At 41.8% G+C, this 13,981-nt stretch carries 8 protein-coding genes and 3 pseudogenes; 3 read left to right on the forward strand and 8 right to left on the reverse strand.

What is annotated here, in order from left to right:
- Nucleotides 1-56: 56 nt before the first annotated feature.
- The 5 genes from DW033_RS20080 to DW033_RS20100 all read right to left on the reverse strand — a co-directional run bounded on the left by DW033_RS20080 (nucleotide 57) and on the right by DW033_RS20100 (nucleotide 8,389).
- Complete coding sequence (locus DW033_RS20080; protein ID WP_122383076.1) at nucleotides 57-1,577, reverse strand: RagB/SusD family nutrient uptake outer membrane protein; 1,521 nt, start codon at nucleotides 1,575-1,577, stop codon at nucleotides 57-59.
- A 24-nt stretch (nucleotides 1,578-1,601) separates the two neighbouring features.
- Nucleotides 1,602-4,790 (reverse strand): TonB-dependent receptor, encoded by a 3,189-nt coding sequence (locus DW033_RS20085; RefSeq protein ID WP_122383077.1) that lies wholly within the window; start codon nucleotides 4,788-4,790, stop codon nucleotides 1,602-1,604.
- Nucleotides 4,791-4,960: 170 nt separating this feature from the next.
- Nucleotides 4,961-6,826 (reverse strand): GH116 family glycosyl hydrolase, encoded by a 1,866-nt coding sequence (locus DW033_RS20090; protein WP_122383078.1) that lies wholly within the window; start codon nucleotides 6,824-6,826, stop codon nucleotides 4,961-4,963.
- A gap of 12 nt (nucleotides 6,827-6,838) precedes the next feature.
- Nucleotides 6,839-7,816 carry a FecR family protein gene (locus tag DW033_RS20095; RefSeq protein ID WP_122383079.1) on the reverse strand — a complete coding sequence of 326 codons (978 nt, stop codon included), beginning with the start codon at nucleotides 7,814-7,816 and terminating at the stop codon, nucleotides 6,839-6,841.
- Nucleotides 7,817-7,819: 3 nt separating this feature from the next.
- Nucleotides 7,820-8,389: an RNA polymerase sigma-70 factor gene (locus DW033_RS20100; protein WP_122383080.1), complete on the reverse strand. Its 570-nt coding sequence runs from the start codon at nucleotides 8,387-8,389 to the stop codon at nucleotides 7,820-7,822.
- A 179-nt stretch (nucleotides 8,390-8,568) separates the two neighbouring features.
- On the opposite strand from DW033_RS20100, the pseudogene DW033_RS20105 reads away from it, so the two are divergent.
- Nucleotides 8,569-8,682 (forward strand): annotated as a pseudogene (locus tag DW033_RS20105) (DNA-binding protein); the annotation flags it as partial.
- 32 nt (nucleotides 8,683-8,714) lie between these two features.
- Nucleotides 8,715-9,692, forward strand: a complete 978-nt coding sequence (locus tag DW033_RS20110) for a site-specific integrase (protein WP_233554269.1) — start codon at nucleotides 8,715-8,717, stop codon at nucleotides 9,690-9,692.
- Between the two features lie 792 nt (nucleotides 9,693-10,484).
- Here DW033_RS20110 and DW033_RS25055 read toward each other — a convergent pair.
- A pseudogene (locus DW033_RS25055) lies at nucleotides 10,485-10,670 on the reverse strand (integrase); the annotation flags it as partial.
- 116 nt (nucleotides 10,671-10,786) lie between these two features.
- On the opposite strand from DW033_RS25055, the pseudogene DW033_RS20115 reads away from it, so the two are divergent.
- Nucleotides 10,787-11,416 (forward strand): annotated as a pseudogene (locus DW033_RS20115) (phage integrase SAM-like domain and Arm DNA-binding domain-containing protein); the annotation flags it as partial.
- Here the strand turns inward: DW033_RS20115 and DW033_RS20120 are convergent.
- Both DW033_RS20120 and DW033_RS20125 read right to left on the reverse strand, forming a co-directional pair.
- On the reverse strand, nucleotides 11,410-12,441 hold the full coding sequence (locus DW033_RS20120; protein ID WP_005864539.1) for an endonuclease/exonuclease/phosphatase family protein: 1,032 nt from the start codon (nucleotides 12,439-12,441) through the stop codon (nucleotides 11,410-11,412). The pseudogene DW033_RS20115 and the gene DW033_RS20120 overlap by 7 nt on opposite strands.
- Nucleotides 12,442-12,453: 12 nt before the next feature.
- Nucleotides 12,454-13,968 (reverse strand): SusD/RagB family nutrient-binding outer membrane lipoprotein, encoded by a 1,515-nt coding sequence (locus DW033_RS20125; protein WP_005864541.1) that lies wholly within the window; start codon nucleotides 13,966-13,968, stop codon nucleotides 12,454-12,456.
- Between the last annotated feature and the right edge of the window lie 13 nt (nucleotides 13,969-13,981).

Below are 13,981 nucleotides of genomic sequence, written 5' to 3' on the forward strand. Positions count from 1 at the left end.
GGTGCGTATTTTGAAACACCTTCTTTTGCAAATAGCCTTTTAAGGCTATAAATGAATCAATATCCCGGATTTTGTCGCAATTTATTATTTTTCTGCATTTCTAACGCCGGAATAGGGAATATCCCTCTATAGGCTGGGGTTATTTTATTTTTCTCCCACCAAGTTCCTGTAAAAAAAGTCCCAAAGCGTATCATATCCGTACGGCGATGATCCTCGAAAACAAACTCTTTTTTCAACTCCTCCTCGATTGTTTGTAAGGTTATTGTTTCCGGGGTTCCGGTAAGGCCGGCACGGGAACGAATCTGTTCTAAGAAAGGACGGGCCTTCTCCGGCTGATTTAAGCGCACATAACACTCCGCTTGCATCAATAACACCTCAGCATAACGCATCACGACCAAATCATGATCACGTTCCCACTCCTCACCATCTTTTTGCTCATATTTACACCAATGCACTCCCTCATAATCTTTTGCGTCCATGATATCACCAATTCCATCCGTAAAACTCAATGGTTGAAGTCCCTCCTGATTCGGATCTCGATCGACAACCTCCCCGGTACGAAGATCGATCTGATCACCGATCAACATTGTATTACGGCGTACGTCTTTCTCATCGAAGCTATGGTATAATCCGGGTTGAGCCACAATACTATTACCCCCTCCATAAAAAGTTCCGGTCGATGAGATCGCCCATCTTTGCTCATTATGCGTTAAGGCCCAATTCAAGAAATTCCCGGTCGTAGCCATCTTATGGTCATAGGGTATAGCTAATAAGATTTCCTTGGAAACCTCATTCTCTGTCAAGAAATTAGTAAAATAATTCGTTTCCAATGAACCGGATATTTGCTGACAAGCCTTAAGGCAATCCTCCCAACGGGATTTTCCAGAAAATACCTCGGCATTCAAATATAGACGAGCTAATAAACAATACCCTGCGTTCTTAGTCATCTTGCCATAGCCGGATTCAGGCAATTGGTCAATAATAGCTAATAACTCTTTTTCCGTAAAATCAAAGATCTCAGCCCGCGTCGAGTTTGTCGGTAATGTCAGATCCTTATAGTCCGTAATCAACGGTACATTTCCGAACCAATCGATCAAGCGGTAATAGTAATAAGCACGTATAGCCCGTAGTTCAGCAAACATCTTATTTTTCTGCTCATCCTTTAAAGAAGACCCTTCTATTTGTGAGATAATGGCATTAACCGTCGAGATTCCATTATAACAATATCTCCATGCCCCTGTGATAGCCACGTTCTGGTTATCCCACTCATGACGTTTCAACTGGACATACCTTCCGCCATCGTACCAATCGGCACCCCCATTCCGAGCCGGAAGTACCGCCTCATCCGAGCTAATCGCCGAAATAAAATAAACATACTCACTAAAAGCGTATCCATTCGCGCCATCAAAGCTACCTCCACGAAGGGAAGCGTACGCACGTCCCATGATGGAGGCGATTTCCGAGTCCGTTTGCCCGTATTCGTTCGCATCTATCTTATCATACAAAGTCTCGGACAAATCGGTGCACGCCCCAAACATCATAAGTAACCCAGCCGCTAATATTGATTGTATTCTCATAATTCCCTTGTTTTTTATAAATGATTAGAATGAAAGATTAAGACCTATGGAAAATGTCCTCGGCATCGGATAAATATTACCTTTATCCAGTCCTACTTCCTTTAAATCTGAAGTACCAACTTCCGGATCTATCCCCGTATAGCCAGTTAATACAAACAAATTCTCTCCTGTAGCATAGAAACGTAAACGGTTAACCCCAAAATTCTTCAGGAGACGAGCAGGAAGCGTATAACCCAAGGTTACACTTTGCAAACGGAAGAACGAACCATTTTCCAACCAGTAATCAGAGTAAACCGGCATATTCTCATTTGAGATACCGCTTTCAGCGAAAGCGGTAGTGATATTATAATTTGGCATATGGGCCGTATAACCTCTTTCCATGCCCGCTACATTCAGTACCTTCTGGCCATACATACCATAACCGGAGATACCTAGATCAAAATCCTTATACGTAAAATTAAATGATAAGCCCATCGTCAGTTTTGGCTGGGCGTTACCCAAGATCTCGTCTTCTCCATCATTTGCCAACACGAATTTGCCATCTACGATACCCTCGCAATGAGGCCCATAAAAAGTTCCCACCGGATAACCTTCCTCGATAACCTGCGAATAACGATTAGACATTCCCAAAATACCTTGTAACGATCCACTTAACACTCGATCGGTTTGATAAACTTGGTTGGACAACTTATCGACTGTCTGTTTGTTATGGGCCAACGTCAAGTTAGCGTCCCAAGTGAAATCCTTATGATTGATAAGGTTTGCTCCCAAGGTCAACTCTACGCCCTTGTTGGTCAAATCACCTACATTCGCTAAGATATTGGAATACAAATAAGGAGGATTAGGAACTTGATACGTATATAATAAATCACTAGTCTTTTTCAAATACCAATCGAACGTTAAGTTTAAGCGATTGAACAAGAACATATCGACACCCACATTCGTTTGGGCGGTAGATTCCCATTTCAAGTCAGGGTTCGGATTCTGGGTAACCCCATATGATTGTTTCCAAGAATTGCTCTCGCTATCAAAATAAGCACCTCCTCCCGTGCCCATCAGCATAGCGGATTTATACTCTCCGATCCCGGATTGATTCCCCGTCAGACCATAACCGGCACGTAACTTCAAATTAGCGAGCCAACTCTGTAAGCCTTCCATGAAAGTTTCCTCCGAAACACGCCAAGCCGCCGATACGGACGGGAATGTACCCCATTTATGATTCGCTCCGAAACGTGAGGAACCGTCACGACGAATCGTGGCCGTAAGCATATATCGGTCTTTAAACGTGTAATTAGCACGGGCAAAGAATGAGATCAATTTCGCTTGGCTCTTAGAAGATGCTACGTCCTCCAATCTGTTATCCTGCCCCGCTCCCAGATTATTCCATAAAAAATCATCCGTGTCGAATTTTCGTCTTTCGGCTTTCAGAGTCTCAAACGAATAATCCAGATAAGAATAACCAACCATAGCGCCTACACGATGTATCTTATTGAATGTCTTGTCGTAGTTTAAGAAAACCTCTAACTGCTTATTCGTATATTCCTCGTTATATCTCTTAGCGTACCCGCCATCTGTAACTTTATAAACATAAGACGGACGGTAGTAATAATCTTGATTTGAGTTATACTCATAAGACAAATTGGTGGTCGCTTTAAGCCCGTCAATAATAGAGAGTTCTACCTTACCGTAACCGAGTAAATGCTTACGGGTTGTCTCATCATTTCGTTCCGTATGGCTCTCCACCGGATTATTTTCAGTCAATCGTCCGCCGATCTGCTCCAAATAATTCCCATTCTCGTCATAAATAGGAGCCGTAGGGTTCATATTATAGATCGTACTATAGATCGCGTTATCTACATTATGCCGTTTATCCGCGTTCGCCTGTAAACTCAACTCAACTTTCAACCGGTCATTAAGTCCATATTGATAAGCGGTCAAACTAGCGCTCATACGGTCTAAATCGCTAAATTTGACAATTCCCTCATTCCTTAGATAATTCACGGACGCACGTAGCCCATTATCCTCCCCTCCGGAAGAGAACGAAAGCGTATGGGAATGGGAAATAGCGGTTCGTTGGATCGCTTTTTGCCAATCAGTATCGGCTCCATAATCTACGGCATCGGTCAAATTATGGTCATTTACGTATTGACGCCATTCTCCGGCTGTCAATACGTCCAAATTATTAGCGCTCTTTCCTATCGCTACATATCCATTGTACTCGATACTACACCCTTTTTTCTCTCGGTTGGTCGTAACGATAATCACGCCATTCGCTCCGCGTGAACCATAAATGGCCGTAGCCGAGGCATCTTTCAGTACATCCATAGACAGGATCTCATTGGGTTGGACCGTACTGAGATCAACGCCGGGAATGCCATCCACCACGACCAGTGGCGCATTACTGGCAGACAAAGAGGTACCCCCACGTAAACGCATGGAAGAGCTTTTCGTGGGATCACCGCCACCTTGTGAGACTACCAGACCGGCTACCTTACCTTGCAACAACTGCTCCGCGGAGGAAATCACGCCTTGCTTAAAATCCTTGGCCGAAACAGAGGCGATAGAGCCTGTTAGATCCGATTTACGAGAAACACCATAACCGATAGCGACAACCGTTACCTCATCCAAGCCGATGGAAGTCGGTTTCAATTGGATATTCAGCTGAGATTTAGCTGCCACTTGTTGCTCTGAGTATCCGATATAGGAAAATGTTATCAGTTCTCCCTCGGTTGCCTCTAATGTATAATTACCATCCATATCGGTGGTCGTACCATTTTTGGAGGCGGTAATGATAGTAACCCCGATGATCGGCAAGCCATTCTCATCGGTCACGACACCTTTGACCGTAATATGTTTTTGTGAAGTCCGGACAGACTGGTTTGTTTCTGCCTTATTCGTCTTTCGATAAAGAACGATATGCCGGTCCGTTATCTTATAAGCGATATCATTACGATTCAATAATTGGCTTAATACCTCCGTAATTCCCTTATCCTTAACATGGATACTAATCCTTTGATCCGAGTTAACTTCCTCCTCATTGTAGAAGAAAGAAAATTCACTTTGCTCCTCAATCGCTTTAAACGCCTGCTCAATCGTCACGTTTCGTAAATTGAGGTTGATCGCTGCCGTATCCATATAACTAGCGGCGAACATCGACGTTGCCCCGGTTAACCCCAGACTTAGCATGAACACCTTGAAAAAATGTTTTTTCATTGTAATGATTTAAATTTATTAATTTATGTTTTGATAATCCCATTCCTCTCTTTGACTTATTTAATATTAGATCCGGATCTTTCTATTTAAGGTCACTCAGAATATTGTTATCTCCATTCATAGTAAAGAGACCAAAAGGATTCGATACGCCTAAAAGAAAATTCAAAAAATCAGTACATAATACCCGTATTAACCAAGCCAAAATAAACCAAGCCAAACAAACCCGCATTCCAACCTTGGATATGAAAGCCTAAATTCTCTCCAGTCAGGCTATTTATATGCTCATTGGGCGACCAATCCCCCGAATTCACTAAATCCGCACGCCCTACTTTCTTAATAATGTCTATAGCTTCCTCTTGCCGTCCCATATTAATGCGTGCCCAACAATCCATAAAACTTACCCACGGCCATACACCTCCATTGTGATAAGTAGCCGAAGGATAACCAAAACTATCATCATAATAAGGAAAGGTCTCGGCGACCCCGTAAGGTGTCATACTTTTCGTATTTAATGTCTCTATGATTCTCAAGGCTCGTTCCCGGGGAACAACATCGAATAAGATACCGATCGTTTGATCCTGTAAAATCCTATCATTTACGCTCCCATCTTTCCATATCTGGCAATAATAGTTTCCATTCCACAAGCCACCTTCTTTCACATCCTTATTCACCGTCTCATATCCTTTTTGATAGGCGACCCGATAATTGTTACCTCCCGCTAAATCTCCACATTCTTCCGCCAAATAAACCATTTCCTTTAAGGCGGATAAATAAATCAAACAGGTAAAAGGAGAATATTTTCTTCCCTCGATCCCCTTCACATCTTTCCAATCTCCCCAAAAAGAGATCTGTGCCGGAAGCCCGATCTTTTCCGTATCTCTGGAGATCAACCAGTTCATGGCATTTTTCATAGCCGGCCAATATTTGACCAAGTCTTGTTTATTATGATAATACCGATAAAATCTGGCAGCACGTAAAATAAAGAAAGCATTGATATCCAAATCATCCTCCCGCTCAATCAGAGGAAGGATCGTAGTCGGGATCTTTCCGGATGGTTGTTGCCACTCGATACTCTCCTCAATCATCTTTCTCTCTAAATCTTTATAAAACACCAAATGCAGCCAGCTAGTCCAATAGCTGTCGCGCTGGTTCAACTCGCAATACCCCATCGTAAGAAGTTCCCCTTTTTTTGTCCATTTCGTAAGCGATACGCCCGGAATCATATACCATCGCATATAAGTATCCAATTCCTTATCCCCCGTTTCGGGGATCGCCAAGGCAAAAGCGGTAGTCTTCTCTCTAAAAGTCGGCCACATCTTATACGCATAGGATGAAAGCTCATCAAGTGTCCAAAAATTAATACCGCTGATCCAATTCTCATCCCGAAAAGCAAATAAGATCTTGACTTTCTTCTTTTCACCCGCACGCAAGGATACTGGGATAGAAAGCCTTTGTCCAGCCCACGCGCTTTCCGTTTGATCTGTCGTAATTTGGCAATTATGTTTATTGCTAATACCCGTATATCCATCATTCTCGCAGGAGATCATATCTTCCGCTAAATTCTCGTCCGGCTGAGCGACCAACGTAAAATGCTCTTCTTTAGAAGTCGGATTAGAGCAACAAATCTCTAACATCAAAACAGGGAGAGCAGAAATTTCAGCATCATTAACCCCCAATGGGCAAAAAGCCTCTGTAGTAAAAGTCACTTTTGTGAGGGGCGATCCTTTATAGTCATTCCTTACAAACGGAAATTCCCTTATGATACGCTTTTTAGAAAATTCAGAAAATAACTGTCGTCTACCATCTTTCTCGATCGAGAACATTACAGCCCCCCTGTTAGTTAACCAATCTCCTAACGTACCGGGGTTCTGCATAATCTGTCCGAAAAAATCCCCGGATGCTGACGCATTCACGGTTAACGCAAAATTGGCGATCGGATACCCATCAGCAACTTGTCTTTTTTGAGCGACCACGGAATGACAAACCACCCAACAAAATAATAGAAAAAATAAAGAATGTGTTTTCACGCTATTCATTGAATCGTATTTTTAATAAATTGTTACTTGATTATCAACTATCGTATATCGAAAAGGTACATTAATCCGTATTATATTGAAAATTTGCGGAAGCGTTTCATTATTAATAAACTTACCGGTAAATACCTTATGTTCCAAACCTGCCTTCTCAATCGTGATCTTACAATTGAATTTTCTTTCCAGACTCTTACAAATATTGCCGAACGATTTCTTCTTAAAAAACAATTTCCCCTCAGTCCATCCTATGGCATATTCCCTTTCAAATGTCTCTAAATGAATCTCTTTCGTGCTCTTATCATATACAGCAGAAGTATTAGGCGTAAGATGATAATGTTTATTATCCATATTATTCTTTATCTCGACAGATCCGGATATCAAGCTTGTCGCTACCTCTCCTTCCTCACCATAAGCTGATACATTAAAAACAGTCCCCAACACCTTGACATCTATTTGCCTCGTTTTGACAATAAACGGGACATGTTCATTACGTGCAACCTGAAAACATGCTTCTCCTTCCAGTCTCACGTCACGGGAACTTTTATTATAATCCGTAGAATAAGAAAGCCTGCTCCCATGATTAAGGATAACCACGGAACTATCGGGCAATACCACTTCAGATACGCCATTTTGAGAATTAAAAACAATCCATTCCTCTTTTACCGAAGACCAAGGTTTTACCGATTCAAGTAGAAAAAAGCCTATTAGTAAAGTGATACTGGCCGCTATGGACAAAAACAGATATATATTTTTTATGGGACCCTGTTTATCTCCCTTATCCTTAAACATCTTATGATATAGCTCCTCCCGCACACCTTCTTTTATTTCCGAGGCATGCCCATAATCACAGTCAAGCGAGATATGATCTATGATCCTGAAAATCTCTTTTTTCTTCTCATCCAGCACATCTAGCGCATCAGATGGAAGATCATCGTTTTCCCGGTTTAATAGACTTATTAGTTTTTGCCATTCTTTTTCAACCTTAACCTTCATATTTCATTTAATTTTTTTACCTGCGCGATACTCCTGTATGACTATTCCAATTTTCCTTATCGCTATGCACATCTGCGCGTGTACCGTCCGATCCGATATCGAAAGGATCTGAGCCACTTCCTTGTAGGTCATATTTTCTTCTCTCACCATGAAGAAAATTAAACGACACTTCTCAGGCAAAGAGTTGATCGCTAACTCAATGATTTTCTTTAACTCATTGTCCAAGATCTCTTGTTCCGGTGTTGATTTCTCAGACAGACCTCCTAAATCAGCGTCTTCCAACCGTATTTTCTGGTATTTATCGCTCTCACTCTTATATTTAAGAGCATGATTCCGGGCACAGATAAATAGATAGTTCTCATAATTCTGTATTTCTGGCAATTGCTTTCGATTTTGCCACAAATACAAATAAACATCAGAAATCACATCCTTACACACACCTTTCTCCACCAGAAAATAGCTTGTGTATCTATACAATTTCATATAGGTATAATCGAAAAACAGTTGGAATGCCCTTGGGTCATCATTCGCAATCTGTTTAAATAGAGATCGTATATTAATAGTTCCTTCCAATGAATGTGACGTAAATATCTATTTTATAATGAAGAGAAAAAAAAGTGGAGTATGCCTAAAGAAGCAGATCAAAAAAATCCGTATTTATGTTTTATTAAGAGATCATGATCCCTAATTACTCATATCCGCTAGAACATTTCTTAATTATTGACAACCATGACTTCCACATGGAGAAAAAACGGACAAAACGCATACATGGCAACCGCCTGTATTATCTGAAGGACGATTGGGACGCAGCCCGAAAGATCGCGGAACGGAACAGCGCGAGCACGAAAGCCAAACGGGAACAATAAAGCGTTTATAACACCAAAAACATATAATCGATATGACAGACATTTGCACCAAAGTAACAGTCAGAAAGCGACCTATCAAAAACAGTCAGTTGTCGCTATATCTGGATTTTTATCCACCTATCAGACACCCGAAAACAGGCAGACCGACAAGAAGGGAATATCTCGGCATATACATTTATGCCAACCCGACAGAGAAATTTGAAACGGAGTTCAACAAGGCCATGCTACGCAATGCGGAGCTTATCAAGTGCAGGAGAACCGAAGCTATCCTCAACGAGGAATTTGGCTTTCTTGACCGCAATAGGGGTAAAGAGAGCTTTTTGGAATACTTCCGCTCCAAAATGGCAGATGATGACAATTTCAGGAATTGGAATGTCGCCTACAAGCATTTTGAAAAGTATTGCGGCGGCAGTTGCGCCTTTGATGATTTGACACTGGACTACTGTCAAGGCTTCCTTACCTATATGCTTTCACTCATCACGCACAACGACTATAAAATGATGACTTCCACCGCAAACAATAACCTGAACAAGCTGAAATGCGTTCTGGGCCAAGCCTACAAGGAAAGGCGCATCAAGGAGAACATCGCACCACGGCTGAAACACGCCAAAGAAGCCAGCACAAGGCATGAGTTCCTGACACTGGACGAGGTGAAAAAGCTTGCGGACACGCCCTGCGAGAAGCCCGTCATAAGGACAGCGGCACTTTTCTCCTGCCTTACGGGATTACGCATTAGTGACATTATCCGCTTGCAATGGGAGAATATCATCAAGGGAGCGGATGGAGGCTGGTGTATGCACATCGTAACCAAGAAAACCCGGACGGAAGCTGTTCTGCCATTGTCGGATGAGGCACTTGCTTTGTGCGGCGAGCGTTCCACCGGACAAGTGTTCAAGGGGCTTACGCAAGCCTTACTTCCTTTCTATCTCAAAGACCGGATTGAGTCGGCTGGCATAACGAAACACATCACATTCCACAAGGGAAACATAATAAAATTTATATCCAGCTGATAAACAGCTATTTATGATATAATATTCTATTTATAGGTAACGATTTAGAAACGAGCGAATTACTATATTCAGTTTTCTTTTGCATTAATCAAAGAACGATTTTAACGCTGCAAATATACATTTAGCCAGCGATAAAAGCAAGTGTTTTCTGTCACATAAATATCTCAAAACCGGCTATGAACGAAGGGGGGCTGATTTCACGTCTCCCCTATCCAATGAGTAAAGTACTTTCTTTCCGGTTAAAAGCGACATTACATTTTCCTTTTTTATATTTAGTCATCATAAGATTCTTATTCTCTGAAATACAATATTTTGCGTAAACAGGCAAGTGAGTGTATCTGATAATTTTACATCCTGTAAAATTTTATTTAAAGTAATCTTAAAATAGAAAAGAGGATCATTTTTAAATCCTCCAACACTTAGCCTTCCCCAATGATGATGTCAAACGGGTTAAGCTGAGATCTCATATCGTCCTCGTTAAAATTGCAAAGTGAATACCGTTATGGACAGACAGCATGATCCTTGGGGTCAAATATCCGAATCATGCAATAAAGTATATCGGTTAAATTATAACTGTGGCTATGATGTCAGTTGTTTCGGAACTCTATGTTTGAATCAGAGTCCCCGTTGTTGCTCTTCTCTCTTTTCCCCGGCGAGATTGTCTAATTGGAAAAGCGTAAGGGTTTATTAATATTTGCCAGATGAAAAATATGAGATATTTCTCAACCAAAGGAATTCTTTCGGATCTTGTTTAGTTATGAGGTCGGAAATCAAGATGTAATGAATTAGATGATGATTAGCCACGTAAGTAATATTTAGAAATGCAATAAAAAACAGAATGACGATAATTAAACGTAAATCGTTTATAATTAGTCGTTTCGCAAGAATTGCAGAATAGCCTGACCTGCAAAAGAAAACAAAATATTGCGACGTTTCAGTTACCAGACTGTTAGCCGCCTGTTTCGGAAACGACGGCAGATAACCGAATTTTTACCGATAAGAACAAAGCGGATTTGTATTCACTGTTTATCAATGTTTTGCACGCCAAAGGACGCTTTTCAAAGGAGTATTTTTACAACCTAAAAAAGAGCGTTATGAAAGTAGAAAAATTCAAGGTTCTGCTCTACCTCAAAAAGAGCGGACTAGACAAGTCGGGCAAGGCCCCGATAATGGGACGCATCACCGTGAACCGTACGATGGAGCAGTTCAGCTGCAAGCTCTCCTGCACTCCCGGGCTGTGGAATCCCCGCGAAAGCCGTCTGAACGGCAAGAGTAGGGAGGCGGTGGAAGTCAACGCGAAAATCGATAAGTTGCTGTTAGCGGTGAATTCCGCTTTCGATTCCCTTTTGGAACGAAAGATTGATTTTGATGCGACGGCAGTCAAGGAAGCCTTTCAAGGCAGCAAGGACACACAGATGACCTTGCTCAAACTCTTTGACAGGCATATCGAGGAAGTCAGGGCACGTGTGGGCATTGACGTGTCTCACCGCACCTTGCCCAACTTCCTTTACACCCGCAACCGTCTCGCTGATTTCGTCAGCAGTAGGTTCAAGGTATCCGACCTTGCTTTCTGCCAGCTCAACGAGCAGTTCATCCTTGAATTTCAGGAGTTTGTCGTGATAGAGAAAGGCCTGGGTGTCCAGACAGTGCGCCATTACCTGGCTATCCTGAAGAAGATCTGCCGCATAGCCTTCAAGGAGGGATATTCTGATAAATATTATTTTAATACAAACGTAGCCAACAAGGCTTTATGATCGCTAGGCCATGTGCCAGCTGGAGCAATAAAAGAATCTTGGCTATCTTTGTCTCTCTCTATGCGCTCACCATATAAGACAGCCCCTTCTGCTCCAACGATACGAACGTCCTTTAGCGCGACAGCTTTATTCGGATAATAATAAATAAAATCAATCCTCTCCCGATCGTCTGCTTCCGGAGCCCAAGTCAACTTCTTTAAATCAACCTCAATATTATTTGTTGGAAATGTAAATCCTGGATAAATAACCGGATTCGGATAAATCTCTCGGAAAGTATCTTTATAGCCATCCTCTATCAATATCTTAGAACAATCCCAATTTACAACCATTCCTCGATGTTCACGAATATCTTTCGTATCGGCTTGCCAATCCAAGTGGGAAGGTTCGTTAAAATCGCCACCAATCATAACAATTCGCCCATGTTCTCGTTCTTTCCGCGCATCCTCAACAATCGCCCGCACCTCATCATCCCGAAAAGAAGCCTTGTTATCCGCCAATATGGAATCAACGTCAACCACAGGCTGTTTCATCTTCTTCCAAGTACAACCATCATATCCCCTCGGTAAGTAATATGAACAATTCATCCAATCCAAGTGGGCGGAATAGAGGACAATCTCTTCACCTTCAATTTGAAACATTGCCTTAATCACTGATCCACGATCGTTTTTCAAGGGAAAAACCACTTCTTGCGACTGAATCTCATATTTTGACAAAATCCCCGTACTCACACTTTCCTTTCCATAATACCTCATCCCCCTTTTTTCCAAATCCGTCACCAAACGAGAAATAAAAGAGATGCCATTGTAATTACGGACCTCACTAAAAGTAATCAAGTCCGGACTCAATTCAACGATATTGTCCACTATCCCCCAATAGCCATTCTCCACTGAGGTCCCTTCTTGCCAAATATTGAATTGAAGCACCTTCAGCTCTTTCCTCGAAGATTGGCAGGCGGTCATAACGACCGCCACCAACAATATAAAAACAGATCTCATCTCATTCCTTTCCTACTTTAACAGCCACATTACCTCATTCGGAGTGTCAATACCACCAAACTGACGCTCTATAGCGGCTTCTATATTTTCACGATTCTGTGAATACTCACTACTTGGATACATCCAGCGGAGAGGTAATTGTGTATTTACCTCATTCATGTTAGTTGCCGGATCAATCGGAATACGGGGATATCCCGTACGACGATAGTCATAATATCCATTAAAACCTAACTGGGCAAAAAAGCCTATCAATTTTTGGTTCATGATCTGCTCCAAGCCCTTAGACTCATCAAAATTAGCCTTACCACTCAAATATTCGTTAATGTACGCTTCATCAATCGTCACTCCATGCCGATAAGCTTCCGGCGTATGCTCGAAAGTAAACAGCATAGCGGCACGTACGCCATTCTCATAATGTTGCCGTGCCGTTGCCGGAGTTTTCCATCCCCGTAAAGCCGCCTCCGCTAAAACAAATTGTATCTCAGAATAAGCGATAAATTTAACAGGTTCTCCTTCGGGCACACGATGATAACGCTCATTGAAATGAGAATGCAATCCCCCTGCGAACTCCGCTTGCACCAGGCCATACTCCAATACAGGATTTACGCCACTATAAGAATCAAACGAATCGGCAGGAGCATCCTTAAATCGAGGGGCAGGTTCTGCGTAATAAAACAAACGACGATCTTGCAACTCTTTCATCATATCCACTAAGAAAGAGCTCATCACCGGATACGACCAATAATTTTGTTTTTCAAAATAAAACGGATACCACTGCGAACTTTTACCCGCATCATAAACACGTTGATAAGATTCTCCCTCATTTTCCATCAAAGGCTCCTTAGCTACTTGCTCAAACAAGTCACGTACATTTATACTACCTACCGTTTGCTTCTTGCTCAACATGTTCAAGACTCGTAGCGTAAAACTATTCACATTCTTCCGCCACAACAAAGGATCTCCATTATATACAGGATCTCCCTTAAAGGTTGCAGCACTGGCAAATAATCGGGAAGACTCACGCAAATCATTCAAGATAGTAAGGAACACTTCTTCCTGCGTATCATATTTAGGAGAAAAAATACCATCACCCTCACCCTTCAAGGCTTCCGAACAAGGTATATCCCCCATCTCCATCGTAGTCTCATAAAAAGCATAAGAGCGAATAAACAAATTCAACGCACGATAAGCATTTTTCTCCTCCTCCGACAATGTTTCACTACCCACAGCCAGCTCTAACATTTTCTTTGAGTCTGTCAAATAACCATACCGAGAAAAACTGGAACGTTCAAACTTATTGTAAAGGTACCACTCCATGTGTTCCGTACAAGAAGAAGTTTTTAACAACCAAGAATTATCAAAAAAATGCTTGCCTGTAATACTCTCTGTCGTTTTCAATATGACATTGGTTGCCAAGAAATCCGGAGTTACCGTTGTTGGCGTATCAGGATTCAAATTGATCTCATCAAAATCGCCACATGAGCAAAACGCCAAAGATATCAATAAGGTAGAAAATATCTTCTTCATATTCTATTTGTAC

The sequence above is a fragment of the Parabacteroides sp. AF39-10AC genome (assembly GCF_003635405.1).
GTDB lineage: Bacteria > Bacteroidota > Bacteroidia > Bacteroidales > Tannerellaceae > Parabacteroides > Parabacteroides distasonis.